Source organism: Sporofaciens sp. JLR.KK001 (assembly GCF_036941055.1).
Lineage (GTDB): Bacteria > Bacillota > Clostridia > Lachnospirales > Lachnospiraceae > Sporofaciens.
The window spans coordinates 3,957,788-3,972,774 of record NZ_JAYMNO010000001.1; the positions used below are offsets into that span (position 1 = coordinate 3,957,788).

At 42.8% G+C, this 14,987-nt stretch carries 13 protein-coding genes and 3 pseudogenes; 8 read left to right on the forward strand and 8 right to left on the reverse strand.

Annotated elements, in window-relative coordinates:
- Window positions 1-92 precede the first annotated feature (92 nt).
- The 6 genes and pseudogenes from VSQ62_RS20080 to VSQ62_RS20105 all read left to right on the forward strand — a co-directional run bounded on the left by VSQ62_RS20080 (window position 93) and on the right by VSQ62_RS20105 (window position 4,475).
- Window positions 93-812 (forward strand): LytR/AlgR family response regulator transcription factor, encoded by a 720-nt coding sequence (locus tag VSQ62_RS20080; protein WP_334636562.1) that lies wholly within the window; start codon window positions 93-95, stop codon window positions 810-812.
- A complete protein-coding gene (locus tag VSQ62_RS20085; RefSeq protein ID WP_334636563.1) occupies window positions 809-2,113 on the forward strand; it encodes a sensor histidine kinase in 1,305 nt (434 codons plus the stop codon). The genes VSQ62_RS20080 and VSQ62_RS20085 overlap by 4 nt, the downstream gene beginning before the upstream one ends.
- A gap of 186 nt (window positions 2,114-2,299) precedes the next feature.
- Window positions 2,300-3,013: an ABC transporter ATP-binding protein gene (locus tag VSQ62_RS20090; protein WP_334636564.1), complete on the forward strand. Its 714-nt coding sequence runs from the start codon at window positions 2,300-2,302 to the stop codon at window positions 3,011-3,013.
- 14 nt (window positions 3,014-3,027) lie between these two features.
- The gene (locus VSQ62_RS20095; protein WP_334636565.1) at window positions 3,028-3,816 is read left to right on the forward strand and encodes a DUF2705 family protein; all 789 of its coding nucleotides are present in this window, start codon (window positions 3,028-3,030) and stop codon (window positions 3,814-3,816) included.
- A gap of 9 nt (window positions 3,817-3,825) precedes the next feature.
- On the forward strand, window positions 3,826-4,185 hold the full coding sequence (locus VSQ62_RS20100) for a hypothetical protein (RefSeq protein WP_334637791.1): 360 nt from the start codon (window positions 3,826-3,828) through the stop codon (window positions 4,183-4,185).
- Window positions 4,104-4,475, forward strand: a pseudogene (locus VSQ62_RS20105) (RNA polymerase sigma factor). Before VSQ62_RS20100 ends, VSQ62_RS20105 begins: the two are co-directional and overlap by 82 nt.
- A gap of 160 nt (window positions 4,476-4,635) precedes the next feature.
- Here the strand turns inward: VSQ62_RS20105 and VSQ62_RS20110 are convergent.
- A complete protein-coding gene (locus VSQ62_RS20110; protein ID WP_334636566.1) occupies window positions 4,636-5,856 on the reverse strand; it encodes a transposase in 1,221 nt (406 codons plus the stop codon).
- Between the two features lie 249 nt (window positions 5,857-6,105).
- Between VSQ62_RS20110 and VSQ62_RS20115 the strand changes: the two genes are divergently transcribed.
- Window positions 6,106-7,848 carry an IS1634 family transposase gene (locus VSQ62_RS20115; RefSeq protein ID WP_334636567.1) on the forward strand — a complete coding sequence of 581 codons (1,743 nt, stop codon included), beginning with the start codon at window positions 6,106-6,108 and terminating at the stop codon, window positions 7,846-7,848.
- 147 nt (window positions 7,849-7,995) lie between these two features.
- Window positions 7,996-8,088, forward strand: a pseudogene (locus VSQ62_RS32690) (winged helix-turn-helix domain-containing protein); the annotation flags it as partial.
- Between the two features lie 13 nt (window positions 8,089-8,101).
- Here VSQ62_RS32690 and VSQ62_RS20120 read toward each other — a convergent pair.
- From VSQ62_RS20120 to VSQ62_RS20150, 7 genes and pseudogenes are all read right to left on the reverse strand, one after another.
- Window positions 8,102-8,998: pseudogene (locus VSQ62_RS20120) on the reverse strand (hypothetical protein); the annotation flags it as partial.
- 184 nt (window positions 8,999-9,182) lie between these two features.
- Window positions 9,183-10,844: an IS66 family transposase gene (gene tnpC / locus VSQ62_RS20125; RefSeq protein ID WP_334633103.1), complete on the reverse strand. Its 1,662-nt coding sequence runs from the start codon at window positions 10,842-10,844 to the stop codon at window positions 9,183-9,185.
- A gap of 150 nt (window positions 10,845-10,994) precedes the next feature.
- Entirely contained in the window at window positions 10,995-11,321 is a 327-nt protein-coding gene (gene tnpB, locus VSQ62_RS20130; RefSeq protein ID WP_334633104.1) for an IS66 family insertion sequence element accessory protein TnpB, read from the reverse strand.
- A gap of 19 nt (window positions 11,322-11,340) precedes the next feature.
- Window positions 11,341-11,670 carry an IS66 family insertion sequence element accessory protein TnpA gene (gene tnpA, locus VSQ62_RS20135; RefSeq protein ID WP_304472369.1) on the reverse strand — a complete coding sequence of 110 codons (330 nt, stop codon included), beginning with the start codon at window positions 11,668-11,670 and terminating at the stop codon, window positions 11,341-11,343.
- A gap of 91 nt (window positions 11,671-11,761) precedes the next feature.
- On the reverse strand, window positions 11,762-12,052 hold the full coding sequence (locus tag VSQ62_RS20140; RefSeq protein ID WP_334636568.1) for a TipAS antibiotic-recognition domain-containing protein: 291 nt from the start codon (window positions 12,050-12,052) through the stop codon (window positions 11,762-11,764).
- Between the two features lie 249 nt (window positions 12,053-12,301).
- On the reverse strand, window positions 12,302-12,880 hold the full coding sequence (locus VSQ62_RS20145) for a hypothetical protein (protein ID WP_334636569.1): 579 nt from the start codon (window positions 12,878-12,880) through the stop codon (window positions 12,302-12,304).
- 175 nt (window positions 12,881-13,055) lie between these two features.
- Window positions 13,056-14,660, reverse strand: coding sequence for an IS110 family RNA-guided transposase (locus VSQ62_RS20150; RefSeq protein ID WP_304429581.1), 1,605 nt, complete (start codon window positions 14,658-14,660; stop codon window positions 13,056-13,058).
- Window positions 14,661-14,987: the final 327 nt, after the last annotated feature.

A 14,987-nucleotide genomic window follows, 5' to 3' on the forward strand; every position in this document is an offset into this window, starting at 1 on the left:
CCTATTCCTATCTTCTTTAAGATTACCATTGAGAACCGTGTCAAAGTACAGTATAATATCGAATGGAATATAGGAAAATGGAGAAAAGCAGAATGATACATATAGCAATTTGTGATGATAACAAACAAAGCGTTTCCTGCGCTGAAACCATTACCGATAAATTTTTTAAGAAGCATTGTGTGGACTGTAAAATTCAGACATACCAATCCAGTGAGAATCTGCTGTACGACTTACAGGATGGAATCCATTATGACTTACTTCTTCTGGATATAGAGATGCCCGGAATGGACGGGATGGATTTAGCAAAAGTGATTTACGATACTATGCCCGCTGCGAAAATCATTTTTATCACATCTCATTTGGAGTATGCGATTACAGCTTATGAATTTTCGGTGTTTCGGTATATTCCCAAAACGGTCATAGACGAAAAATTACCGTTTGCGTTGGAGGATTATTATAAACTGTACCGTCTGGAAAGAAATGAATTTTACACGATTGAGATTAAAAATCATGTTGAGCAGTTACCATATAGAGAAATACTGTATATTTTAAAAGATGGAAAATATGCCGTATTTCATTTGGCGGGAGGAAAAACGCAATCGGTACGAAAAACACTGTCGCAGGTCTTTGAGGAAATAAGCAGGGAATATTTCTGTTTTGCGGACAGAGGGTGTATCGTAAATCTGGTAAATGTGATTGGTATAGATGATGCTAGTATACTCTTTTCGGACAATCAATGTGTTGTAATCAGTAAAGCGAGCATTTCCGATTTTAAGATAAAAATGCTCCGCTTTTGGAGGAAGCAAATATGATTGGCATTCAAATATGTGTAGAATGGTTGGTAACATTCGTTGAATCGTTATTTTATTTTTCAATTATCCATGTGTTAGCACCAACACAGTTCAAAAAGGAAAAGCAGATTATTATGTTTTTGGCAGTAGCAAACATTATTACTGTTGGAGTTATTTTGTTGAATTTTATAGATATTTCATTTAGTCTCGTAACGATTGTTTATGGTGTTTTTGCATATTCATTTGGTGCATGTATACTGTTTCAAGGAAATTATTTTAGTTTTCTTTTTGTGGCGGTGGTTTATCTTACAGGACTGAATTTTGTGGAAGGTTCCATTTTAGGATTCATTGAGGATATTACTGGTTATGCGGTTTCAGCACAACTTCAGGCTGGCTTCAGCAATATGCGTTTATATTTGATTATCTTATTTAAATTGGTAGATAGTCTTATTATATGGATTGTCCGTTTTATATTAAAAAGGGCAACGGTACAATTGGGTAAAGTTAGAATTGCATTGGCGGGAGCTGTATTAGGATTTGTCAGCGCAACTTATTGGATGTCAACAAATATCGTAACAAATTTTAAGACGGATTTGTTCCAAGCAATTTTAGCACTGGCGTTTGTCTTTATTATCTGTTCGGCTTATTTCTATTATCGTTTGTGCCAGATACGGAAAGAACAGGAAAATATTGCTCTGCAAAATGAGCTGCTGGCAAAGAATTATCAAGTTGCAAAAGAATCTTATGAATCAAATGCCCGTCTATATCATGATATGGGAAATCATTTTTCCATGATTCAAAGCTATCTGGCAGACGGTAAGGTTGAGGAAGCAAGAACATATCTTGACAGGCTTGGCAAAGACAGAGCTGCTTATTCTGTAGAGCGGTTTACTGGCATTGAGGCTGTTGATTATATTTTGAGCCAGAAAGCCGCGTTTGCAAGACAACAGAATGTAGAAACAAGTATTCATGCGGAATATCCAAAAGACTGTAAGATAGACCCGGTTGATTTATGTACAATCTTAACAAATCTGCTGGATAATGCGATGGAAGCATGTGGAAAGTTGCCAGAAGCATCCGCAAAAATACTGTCCGTAACAATCCGGCGTATTAACCAATTCATTATTATACAAATTGCGAATAGCTGTATAGAAGAACCAGTTATCAGCAAAGGAAATTTTAAAACATCCAAGACAGATAAAAGACATCATGGATGGGGAATGAAAAATGTTAGACTAGCAGTAGAAAAATATCACGGAACGATGGAGTATGAATATAACAAGAATATGTTTACCGTAAGCGTTATGCTTTTTTATCAATAAATTCGAGGGCAGTTACCCGTTGCTTTGAGGACAGTTGCGGTAGCTGCTTTTTTGTGTGTTAAAGTATACATATAACGAAGGGAGGGAAACGAATGCCGAAACTAATTCTTGCAATTTTAATCTTGATTGTACTGGCTGTTATTGCCGTGCTAGTTTATTTCAAACAGAAATAGGAGGAATCACTGTATGAATGAAAATATTATTCTGGATGTCCAGCATCTTCGAAAGGGATACAAGAAATATCCTGTACTGAGAGACGTATCTTTTCAAATTAAGCAGGGGCATATCCTTGGCTTGATTGGAAAGAATGGCGCAGGGAAAACAACTTTGATGAAGTCCATTCTTGGATTGAATACCAATTATCAAGGAGAAATCATCTTTCATGGAAAAAAGATAGAACTTTCAGATGAAACGCTGAAAGCGGAAATTGGCTCTCTTGTGGATGTAAGTTTTTACGATGATATGACTGCATATCAGAATTTGAAAGTTATTATGATGTTGACAAAAGCCGTTCACGCTGTAGAGCAGGATAAACGAATCCATGAACTTCTTTCTTTTGTGGGACTGGAATCATCCAGCAAAAAAAGTGTCCGCTCATTTTCCTTTGGAATGAAGCAGCGGCTGGCACTTGCGCAGGCAATCATTACCAAACCTGCTTTGCTGATTTTGGATGAACCGTTCGTAGGGCTTGACCCTATCGGGATTGAAGATGTAAAAAACCTGTTGCGTAAACTTTGCCGAGAAAATGAAACATCTATCATCTTTTCCAGCCACCAGCTTACCGAGGTCTGCGACCTTGCCGATGATATCATTATTTTGAATGATGGCATCATTGCGTATTCCAACACATATATGGATATGAAAAACAGTGGCAAGTCTTTTGTAGAGTTGATGAGATAGGGAGGAAAACTAACATGAGTTTAGCACAGGTTATCAAAACAGAACTATATAAGAACAGCCGGAGAAAGAGCAGCTTGATGTTGTTTATCCCTATGCTGTTAGCAATCGTTGTTACATTTGGATATGCGCATGGGGTAATTGAACTAAATCTAATAACTGGCGACACAGGCATTTACTCCTGCATGGATTTTGTTTTTATTGTCTGGAATGTATTGTCCGGGCTAGGCATCATAGGAATATTGCTCATTCTATTTGCAGCATTTCAATTCTCAGGGGAGATTGAACGTGGTCAGATTAAATTGATGCTCTTGCGGATTAGAAAAAGGTCAACCGTAGTCTGGGGAAAATATTTGGCTGTTATTATTGCGACAGTTGTTTTTGTTGTGGGAACGATTCTGGTCTGTATTGGCTCTTATTATCTGTTTGTGTCTCGCCTGCCAATGGGAACGGGAATGTTCGCATCTACAATGGATGGCTTTTCCACTATAAATATATTGAGTTCCATTGCTTTGCAGATGATGATGTATCTGCTCTTGATTGGTATTACTTTTTTGGTTGGACTGTTTGCCAATCCATTCGTTACTTTTATCTTAACGATAGTAATTATGTATGCTGGAAATTATCTGGCTGGTGCTGAAAATTTTGTTTCAAGGCTATTTCCGAATTATTGGAGTAATCAAATTATTCTGAATGGCACAGCTTCAACGATACCTGTATTAACTTCTGTATTTGTCGTAGTGGTTTTAACAGTGATTTTAATGTCGGTAACGACAATATTTTTTGAAAAGCAAGATATAAAATGAGAAATGCTTATGGAAATAAAGCGGAACATTACAGTATGGTTGAAAGATAGTAAGAACAAGGTAAATACAACACAGATAGCAAAACTAGCCGATCCAGTCACCGATAAAATGAACGGGCTTCGCCCGCCGTTGACAGCCCCGCCTGTCTTTGCTGTTGGGGTAATCAAGAGGACGACAGCAAGGAGTGCTGCCGCCCTCTTACATTATCCAGAGATGAGGAAATTTTCATGGATTGCACAGAAGCATACAAGGAACATATCGAATACACATTTAACGCTTTTTGCAGAATTGTCATTCTTTATGCAGCTATCAACGCATGGCGGGAACGGAGCAGACGTCGACAAAGGGAAATATCTTTTGAATATCTAACCGAAGAAAAATATCATCCTTTAAGCGTATTGGACGGGCTTTTCATAAATCCCTATGAAGAATATCCAGTCACCATATACGGTCAGACAATTATGCTAACTAGCGGGGAGCTTGCCGAATCCCTGTCCTCTCTGCCGGAGAAATAGAGGGAAATCATTTATCTTTACTTTTTTGGGCGTTATACACAACAGGAAATCAGGGAAATGTACGGACGTTGCCGGAGTACGGCATGGCATCACATACACAGTGCCTTGCAAATGCTACATGGAGCACTCTCGGAAACTCAATAGAGAATAAGCAGGAAAGGGTTGATTTTCAGAAATGAGAGGGATAAGGAATGGATGATTATGGGGCTTGAGCAGTCCAGAGAGCATAAAGAATAAAAATGTGCATGACTTTAAAACCTGTCGGAAAACAGGCCTGAAAGAATTCAGAAGCAGGAAACTTGGTTTATGCCGCTGCCTGCACCTGCTGTTTATAGCGGGCATCCAGATGGATGCAGATTCCAATCATGGTCGTCATGAAAGAATAATGCTCCTTTGTGTGTATGAACATACGGTGCAGTCCGTAATCATTGAGGATGCGGTTGTTGATACGTTCCGTGGCGGTGCGTTGATTATAAATCTTCTTATAAGCATCTGTGCCGCGGGGGACGTCGGTGTAAAGCCGGATATCCCATTCGGGCCGGGTCTTGACGACTCTCCCATATTTGGAATCGGTGCAGGAGTTTTTACATTTGGAACAGTGATCTTTCCCATAGGGGCAGCGCCACATGAGGTAACCGCTGGATTTGTCATAACCGTTAGGCTTCATGCGCAGTTTTTCCTGACATAAGGGCGTTCCATCTTTGTCAATGGTGATGGTATCAGGAATTGTTTTTGGCCGGCCGCATTTGTCGTTCAGGTCGATGAAGGCCCGTATTCCCCTGTTTTTAAGGATCCGGTAGGTGGGGTAATTGTCCATTGCAGAATCCAGGCACATATTCGAGGTGGAAACAGCCGGCATATGTTTTTCCAGTTCATGGAAAGCGACAAGGAAATTGACCGAATCATGACGCTTTGCACTGGTAAAACGCAGAAGCAGGGGGATATCTGTCCTGAGTTCACTGTTATAGCAGGATAATTGGAACAAAGTGTAGCCGAAGTAATATTTTTCCAGGTCGCTGTCCCAGCCCCAGGAAGCATCGGGGTCGGGGAAATGCCGCAGGTTTTCCGGTGCGCCAACCCTGTGGTGCCCGCGTGGGCAGGCATGGGTATGCACGGCGGTGCCGTCTCCGGAAACCGTAAGGTGTTCCCTTGGTATGAGACCGGATTCCATGGAAGGCAGGACAGCCACGTGATAGAAGAAGCGCTGCAGCCGCCCTTCAAAGTTAAAAGGGATATCCTTCCCGCTCATGAGCCGTTTTTCGATAGATTCTGTGATTTTGGGCTTTGCCTCCTGTGCTTTCTGTTTTTTGCCTTTGGGCTTATCTGGCCTTTTGCTGTTCCAGGAAGCCGGAAGCAGTTTGTCCCGCGTATATAAGTCCGTTGGCGGTGCAGTCCAGAGCCTGTCCATGAAGTCAAAATAAGAACCGAGGGGCGGCAGGGAATCCGTAGTGCAGCCGATGAGAGCGGCAAGGAGGCGGTCATGTTTGAGCCTGTCGACCCAAAGGGTAAGGGATAGCTTGGCCAAACCTTCTGAAAATAGAAGAAAGAAAAGGATAAAAGACCTTAAGATTTGTGGCTGGTTCTTAGCGGGCCTGCCAGTGTTGGAGTAACCCTAAAGTAGGATAATACGTACTAAAAACCTTTTTCAATTGGTCATAACACCCTTTGAACCTTAAAAAAGTGCCGATTTTACGCCATTTTTGCTTGATTTTTATTTGAGTGTGTATTATAATAATGATAGATATAAATATACACTCAAATAAAGGAGATTGTTATGCCAGCAAAACCATCAGGTACGATCAAAACATCACGTGTAAATGTTAAGCAGAAGAACGGTGATATCTACGTTATGGAGCGTCAGACCTTGTATGACCCGGTTAAAAAATATAACAAAGTTGTGAGCAGTAAGCTCATCGCTAAAATTCCGAAAGGCGAAAAAATTCAGGTGCCTACACGCCCAAAAAGACCTAATGGGAGCAAACTCCCAATAAAACCACAGAAAGTATCTGCTTCCAGAAAACGTGTTGGAATGATGGATATCATAGGACATATAGGATTTATTTCCGGTATTGATGCAGCTATATATGCATCCACAGATATCGGGACCGCCCAGAAGATCATTTCCCTCGCAAGATATCTTCTGGCAACAAATGGACAAACACTCCCGGGAATACAGACCTGGCAGTATACCCATCCGCTTCCCTATGTGAACGGCATATCAGAGGATGTATACCATGCCCTGTTCCATGACATCGGGCTGGATGAATCGCTGCAGCAAAATTTCTTTCACGAGCGCTGTGCATTGCTTGGGGACCATGGAGCGATTGCTTATGATTCCACCACCATATCGACTTACTCCGGACAGCAGCCGGAAGCACGGTACGGATACAACAAAGCAAAAGACGGACTGAAGACGGTCAAACTGCTTACGCTGTATTCTATTGAAAGCAGACAGCCGATCGCATTTACCAAACAGCCGGGCAACCTGCCTGATGTGTCGTCAATCGAAAACGCATTAAAACAACTTTCTGTCCTTGGCGTGGATCATGCCGAGATCGTAACAGATAACGGTTACTACTCAGAGTCTAACCTTTCTGAGATGCTCCAAAAAGGATTCGGGTTTGTCACGCTGGCAAAAACAAACATCAAATGGATCCGGCCGGAAATAGAAGCACGTATAGAGGAACTTTCTTCTATATACAGTGTATGTCCGTTTGACCCCACAACCCATGGTGTTACAGTTATGTTAATGCATGATTTTGACAAGGTGCGCAAGTATGCCAGCCACAAAAGCGGCGCTGAAAAGGGCGCTGTTGAAAGATTCAAAAGACGGATGTATCTTCACATTTATTTTAATGCTTCACGGCAGGCGGAAGACCGGATTGAATTTGAAACAGACCTTATGGAATTAAAGTCAATGATAGAAGACGGCATACCTGTAGATGAGCTTTCCAGGAGTGCGCAGGAGAAGGTAAAAAAGTATATGTCGATAAGCACCTGGGGAAAGAAGACGACCGTTCGTTTTAAGGACAAGGAATGTCAGGAGGCATACAAATATCATGGCTATTTCACCCTGGTCTCCAACCGGGAGAAAGACTGTTTTGAATGCTTAAGGATCTACCGGAAAAGGGAGACCATCGAAGCTTGTTTTGAAGCGGAAAAGCAACATGCGGATGGAAGCCGTATCCGTGTTTGGAGTCCAGATACTTTGCGGGGCAGAATGTTTGTACAATTCGTATCGCTGTGTTATTACGAGTATTTCAGTGATCAGCTACGTAAGATTAAGCCTACTCTGGGCAAACAGAATAAGGATGGTATCAGAACAAAAGAGACGGTTGACCTTGAAGAGAAACTGTTAAGATGGATGGAGAATACGCCGGTTTATCTTCAGCTGCAATGGTTTGACACTGTGGAAGAGGTAAAGGTATCGTCCGAACTGCGTAACAAACGATGGAACACAGAGATTACCGCGCGGGATGCTCTATATCTTGAGAAATTGGGGATGTCTATGCACTAAGTTTTTTAGTGCATATTATACGACTTTTGGGATGTTAAATAATAACTGTCTATTACTTAAATGGTATTAGTGTGTAGTCTTGTTATTGTAATGATGTTTGACTTTCCTTGGAGCTGTACGTGGATTTGATTCTCCGCTGCCCTGTTTCCCCACTCCTCTGCACTTACTTTTCCGGGATTGGAAATAAAATTGCACCAACACCGGGTATTTAAAAACATCACAGACATTCCCCTCACCCGTTCTGACACCTGTTCTGACCAAAGAACTGGGCATGATTCTGTTCTGAAAAAGCAAACTGAATGCTGATAATCTTTACATCCTTATCATTCACTGTAAAGGCAGATACCTTAGTAAAGGTATGGATCCCAATCTTTCCTGCCTCAATCTGATTCAGGAGCCCGGAGATGTTCTTATCGTTCTTGCTCTTCACCCTGGCAAGCCTTGGATTCTTACCAACACCCTTCAGGCTCATCTTGACGCCAATCTTACAACTCATGGAAGTGACCGCAGATATCTTTTCCGCATCCGCCTGACCTCCGGTAAATTGAAGCACATCTCCCAGATCAAGCGCCGGATTTCCTATCGTGCCTGAATCAAAGGGCACATCATTCACCGCCGCTATGTCATTCAGGATATTCGTGATCAGATCACGCCTTGTCTCATCCAGCCCAATCTGCAGGAGCGGATTCACTCCCAGATTCATGGTCAGCCCGTCATCGGTTTCCAAGGCATAGTATTCAGCAGTCTCATTGAAGTTCTTTTCAAATCGAAGCATATAATCATACGCCTTGATCTCCAGCCACTTCGCCTTACATTTCGCCTCTGACACCTCGAAGATTCCCATCGGAATCTCTTCATAGCTTCCGCCCTTGACCTGCAGATGATAGGACAATGTGACCATAGCATCCTCCAGCATATATCTGTCTATCTCAGAGAAAAGCGAAATTCCCATCTCTGCAGCGTAAACAGTTCCCAGTTCAATTTCTGTACTTCCACAACACTGGCTTGTGATATATCCGCTGCCCTTAACCATATCATCCTGCTCAAGCTCATAAACCGTCCCGGCAGTCGTAGTGATCCTGCCTGTCTAATAATATTTTCTTGTATTTGCCTTCACGGCTTCCAGAAACACCGCACTTACCGGATACACCAGATCACCTCCCTCCAGACATGAAAGGAGAGCCGATCTAACCGACTCTCCCTAAAACCATATGAAGTGTAAGTAGGAAATAATCCGTACCTGTTCATAAATCTACGCATTTGGTAAAATATTCCTTAAAGATGAATAGAGATTCATCCGTACTTTGACAAAAAAATCCACCTAACAGTTTCTGCTAAGTGGATGTCCCCTCTGGTCGTTTGGTACGACAGTTTTCCGGTATTGTTTCTGACCAGGGCAATAGTGGAAGAATGTCTTCTTTTGTCGGAAATGGAGCCAAATCTTTCATCTTTTCCAATATGTAGGTCAGATAATTATAGGGCTTGAGTCCGTTCAGGATCGCCGTTTCTGTTATGCTGTATACGGTTGCGCTGGCCTCTGCTCCTTTGATACTCTTAGAAAACAGCCAGTTGCGGCGTCCTACCGCAAAGTTCTTAATGGCTCTCTCAGCGGCCGTATTGTCGATACTCAAATGTCCGTCATCCAAGTATCTTCTTAAGTATTGTTCCTGGTTTATCGTGTACAATACCGCTTCTCCTATTTTCGATGATCTGTCTACTGCATCCTCCAGGGAATGCAGCCACTCAAAGAAGGCATCTAAAAGCGGTTTTGACTGCTTCTGACGCTCGGTATATTTTTCCTCCGGCGATTTGCCTCGGAGCATTTCTTCTATCTTATAGAGCATGCCGATCCGCTCCATTGCCTGATATGCAGTTGTTTCTTTCAGCTGCTCTTTGGTGAAATCCTTTTTCAATGTTGTAAGGGCTTCATCAAAACGTCGCCTTGCATGGGCCATACACCCTGTCACGGTGATCTTCTCCGGGAGACTATGGTACGCCTGGTATCCATCACAGGTAAGATAACCCTCAAATGTATCTCCCAGAAACTCCACCGGGTGGTAGCCGCCCCGGGTTCTCTCATACTGGAAGAGTACCATTCTCGGAGATCCACTATTCTCATCCGTAAGATACACCCACATCCAGTTCTGTGTCGTACCTTTCTGCCCCGGTTCGCCTATGACCTGGATCCGTGTCTCGTCGCTATGGACATACCTACTGCAAAGGAATTCCTCCTTCATCAGGTCATAGACCGGCTGGAGATACCGCCCGGCACACAGGATGATCCAGTTTGCCATCGTTTTGGTTGACAGATTCAGATCATACCGCGCGAATTCCCGCTCCTGGCGTGCAAGCGGCATCCCATTTACATATTTGGCATTCATGATACCTGCAACCAGGGATGGTGTGGCGACACTCCCTTTCATAAGTGCCTGGGCCTTCTCTGGCCGCTGCATTTTTCCGCATTTTGGACAGCTGTAAATATATGTGATCTCTTCTACGACTTCGAAACGGGCCGGTATAAATTTCAGATATTTTACTTTCTCTGTCGTCACTACTTTGTATTTCGTCCCGCATTCCGGGCAGAACCGTTCTTGCCCTTCCAGCTTATGTTCGATCACCTCTGTCGTCTCAAAAGAAGAAAGATCTTCTTCCTTTTTTCCAGCAGGTTTTTTGCGTTTGTAAGATTTCGGATGGATCTCTTCCATTTCCGGTTCCGCTGCATTCGGATCCGCTTCCTGCTCTGCTTCATTGAACAGATCCATCTGCGTATATCCATCCGCGTACTTTTCACTGGAGGCACCAAACTGTTTCCGCTGGGCAAGCGCCAGCCTGTCAGAAAGCAGCGCATTCATGAACTCCAGCTCCTTCATTTTTTCCGTCAGGAGCTGGATCTTAGTTTCCTGCTTTTGCTGATGCGCCTGCATGGTTGTAAGCAGTGTGATTATATTTTCTTTACTCATTTCCTGTAATTGTTTCTTAGAAAAAAGTGGTTCCATAGTCCGGTGCTCCTGATTGTTTTAAGCTAAGAAAAGAATACCATAAAACCGTGCTGTTTTCGAGGGGAAATGCGTTAGAAAAACAGAGGAAAAATTGCTGAAAATCCTAAGATTTTCAGCTTTTTGCGAATTGACAGACTCCGTTTTTGGCTAGATGACAATCTTGGGATGGTGCTCCTTGAAAGCGCCCTTGGGATCCAGGGATAATCCGTCACACAGCCAGTGTATTTCTTTTAACGTAACTTTTTTCAACTCATCTGGTGTATCCGGCCAGTGAAAGGAATGATGGTCCAGCCGCTTCATTAAGATCCAAAATCCTGACCCGTCCCATTGGAGGATTTTGATTGATGTGCGTCTGCGATTACAGAAGGCAAACATACAACGGGAATACGGATCCAGATGGAATTTTAGTTTTATAATAGCCGCCAATCCCTGGTAGCTCTTTCGTAAGTCCGTGACACCACATGCAAGATACACAGTTGTTCCGCCGGCCAGATCAAGCATAAGCACTCAGTGTATGGATCAAAGAAGCCATAAGTCCGACAGGACACCCGGCACCAATTTCAATCCGGATGCTTCCGGGAAGATAGATCGTTACAGGCACACCGCCGACTGAAAGATCAGATGAGATTTCCTGTTGGGAAGGAAGTTTTGCAAAAATAGGTTCATCTGGCTGTTCTTTTGTTTGCTTCCGGATCCAATAGCCAAAAGTTGATTGTGGAATTTGATGCTCCTGACACCATTCTTTCTGGGATAAACCACTTTCATGAAAGTCCTGGATACGTTTTGTCCAGAGTTCTGTCTTTGTAAGTTCATTTTTATCCATAGGCAATACCTCCATAATTTGAAGTGATTGTATCAGAAATACACATGAATTGACAGATACGGATTATTTCCTACTTACTATGAAGTAGTGTTTATTCTACTTCTTCATTTTTCTCGCAGTAAATCTGAATTGCTTTATCAACAAACTCTGCCGTTCCTTCACCACCATATTCATCAATATTCTTGGTAAAGTCTCCACCGCCCGAATACATCTTACCCAATCCGCTCAAAATTTTATCAGAACAGATGTACAGATTCTCCGTGATGAAATCCTGTATCCTTCTCACAATACTCAGAGCCTGTTGCCCGCTTTTATCAGCAAGGTGGACACTACATAGACACGTTGATTGCCCAAACCCTTTATTTTCCGTTTGTGTTCCCACACCCGATATCAACTACCGCCGAAACGTCAAAGTAGTTTTTGAGGTGCTTATTTCGGATTTTTTCACCCTCCGAAGTGAACATGAAATGCTTCGCAAAGTGCCTAAAATAAAGGATTTCTACGAGGTTTTCTTTTGTATCGACACAATAGTCTCAACGGTATTACCCCTTTCCCACAAAATAAGTGTTCTTAGCATCAAAAGAGTTGAATATTGTTTATTCACTAGTAATTTCAATCTTCACATATCATTTCATTTACTTACTAACATTAACAAATCTTCAACCTTATCCAAAAGATAATCTGATGGTTCTTCCCCCTTTTCTTTTAATGATACCATTTTTATCAAATCCTCTTCATCAATACTAATAATTAATTTACCACTTTCTCTCAAACATCCCAATACTGCCTTTTGGGCATTCAAGTCAAATCCTTTTCTGGAAATAATAAATGCTACATTTCTTAATGCTACAGGAAATAAATATTTTTCTGTAATATAAATTAAATTTTGAGATATAGGTTCCCTATAATTTTTATATTCAAAAACTACAAATCTTGTATGATAAAAACTAATTAGGAATCGCCAGAATTCCGTTGTACCTTTCAAAGAGCACAGTAAATCCATACGGAACATTTCGTCCTCTGTTTTATGTTGTTCAGATACCTTATAAAACTCTGTCTCAAACAAGAATTTTATTATATCTGTACAAATCCGTTCATATTCTTTATCGGATTGATTTTCTTTCCCCGGTTTACATTTTTGTAATCTATAAAAATAAGATTCTGTTACTGAGGAACTAATATCACACTCTTCTCTCTCAATATCTTTCAAATATAATGGCTATTGAAGTTTCAAATCCATCAAGGGATATGGCATACATTTAACCAATAAGTATGAAAGCTTTGTAGGACTTGTAGAGTGCAAAAGGGCATAAAATCCCCCTCCCCATGAAAAGGGGCTTTTTAAATGGGATACGATATGATACAATAAGCTACAGCAATCCAGTTTAGGCTGTAGCAGTTGCCACCGCAGGATCTTTTGGATGACAATTTAGGGCATGACCCTGTTGGGAGCCGGAGATAAGTACCGGACTTCCATTTACAGATTCCTGTATTGGCTGGGATATATCTGCACTTCCTGAAGTGGATTGCTTTTCTTTTGCATCCTGGACAACAGGTGACTTGCTGCAGGTATCTGTCGTTTCTGTCTCCTTGCCACAGCACTGTGTCTCAATCAGGTGGATCGTGCTTTCATCAGCGCCCTGTTCTTTTAAGAAAGCGATGACATTGTTTAAATTCAGCCCTTTAGTTTTCTTGGTGTTTTGTATGGTATCTTCATAATCCACCGGGAGGAAATCTGCATCATCCCGGATCATATGGTAAATGGCCACAAGCATTTTTCTTGCGATAGCGATGATCGCTTTTTTGTGGCCCCGGCGCTTTTTCAGCGTTTCGTATTTACAATGGAAATAGGGATCTTTCCGCGTGCTTTTTGCAGCCGCAAGCGCACATTGGACGAGCAGGGGCTTCAGATAATGCCCGCCGTCCCCCGTCCTTGTGGACTTCTTCTTCCCTGCGCTTGCATTATTTGCCGGAGAGAGACCCGCCCAGCAGGAAAGAGCGGCATCATCCTTCCAAACGGACATGTCTGTCCCAATCTCACCCAGGATATACAGGGCGGATATGTCCGTGATACCTACCATCGTTACCAGATGGCGGATGATACGGAAGTATTTTTGACGGTAATATTCCAGTTTTTCATCAATCAACCGGATGCATTCATTCAGCTGCCCGAGATGTAGCTGGATGATGTTCAGTTTGTCGCGCTGGACTCCTATGAATTCATAGCCGTGGATGCTTTCAAGGATATCTTCGTTGGATGCCTGAACCCGGCGGTCCACCAGGTTCAGTATCTCCTCATCGCTGACCTGGTCCGGATCTGTCTCGATCAGATATTCCATGATGGCAGATGCAGATTTTCCAAAGGGATCGGAGAACACGCAGTCCAGCCTCACCTTGGATACAGTCATGGAATTTTGGAAACGGTTTTTCTCGGAAGTCCGCATGTAAGTAAGCTTCAGACGGTAGCGGCACAGTTCCCTCAAATCCCGGATGTCCGCTGGTGGGATGAAGGATGCCACGACAAGATCCATCCGGAACAGGCTGGCGATATGGATGGCATCCCGGAAATCCGTTTTCCGCCCTTTGGCCTGTTTGACGTATTTCGGATGTGTCAGGACGGGCTTGAGACCGCACTGCTCCAGGATATTGAAAACAGGAATCCAATATTTGCCGGTAGATTCCATGCAGACATCTCGTACACCATGGGCTTTGAACCATTGCGCCATATTGCGGATATCCTTGTTTGTCGACTGGAACTGTCTGACGTAAAAGACTGCTTTCAGGGTTTCGGGATCCGTCCGGCAGACGGCGGCCATGAGGATTTCCTTGTGGACATCAATGCCCGCGCAGACCGGGCGTTTGATATCACCGTCAGCAGATGTGATGACGCGGGTGCCGTCATCAAGTGTAAGGCATTTGAGTTCTTCGGAAGAATAGGTTCCCTCAGACCGGATGTGTTTCTTTTGTGTATTGCGTTTTTTTGATGCCATAGGGGCCTCCTTTCAGAAATGGAAGGGCTGAAAAAGAGACGCCGCAGTGACTGCTATCCCTGCGGGAACCCTTTAAGGACGGGTTTATTCATAAGTATACGGGCTTTAAAAGCGCCTATCATTTGTGCAAGAAGGATGGCGGCAACTGATAAATTTTCGGGCTCTGGATCTCCAGGCGTTACAACGTGCTCTGTAGTATGCTGGCGTCTCTGAAAATAAGAATACACCCATTTAGTCTATATGGAAATATGGAATCGAGGCTTTCGTCATCATTTGTGCCGCCGCAGGCGGTATGGTAACAAATTTGAAAGTTCTTTATCTCCATAA

Excerpts from the sequence above, each read along its gene's own strand:
- VSQ62_RS20150 (WP_304429581.1), bottom strand. The coding sequence starts at position 14,660 with ATGGCATCAAAAAAACGCAATACACAAAAGAAACACATCCGGTCTGAG.
- tnpA (WP_304472369.1), bottom strand. The coding sequence starts at position 11,670 with ATGGATAAAAATGAACTTACAAAGACAGAACTCTGGACAAAACGTATC.
- VSQ62_RS20085 (WP_334636563.1), top strand. The coding sequence starts at position 809 with ATGATTGGCATTCAAATATGTGTAGAATGGTTGGTAACATTCGTTGAA.
- VSQ62_RS20090 (WP_334636564.1), top strand. The coding sequence starts at position 2,300 with ATGAATGAAAATATTATTCTGGATGTCCAGCATCTTCGAAAGGGATAC.
- VSQ62_RS20095 (WP_334636565.1), top strand. The coding sequence starts at position 3,028 with ATGAGTTTAGCACAGGTTATCAAAACAGAACTATATAAGAACAGCCGG.
- tnpC (WP_334633103.1), bottom strand. The coding sequence starts at position 10,844 with ATGGAACCACTTTTTTCTAAGAAACAATTACAGGAAATGAGTAAAGAA.
- VSQ62_RS20115 (WP_334636567.1), top strand. The coding sequence starts at position 6,106 with ATGCCAGCAAAACCATCAGGTACGATCAAAACATCACGTGTAAATGTT.
- VSQ62_RS20080 (WP_334636562.1), top strand. The coding sequence starts at position 93 with ATGATACATATAGCAATTTGTGATGATAACAAACAAAGCGTTTCCTGC.
- VSQ62_RS20100 (WP_334637791.1), top strand. The coding sequence starts at position 3,826 with ATGGAAATAAAGCGGAACATTACAGTATGGTTGAAAGATAGTAAGAAC.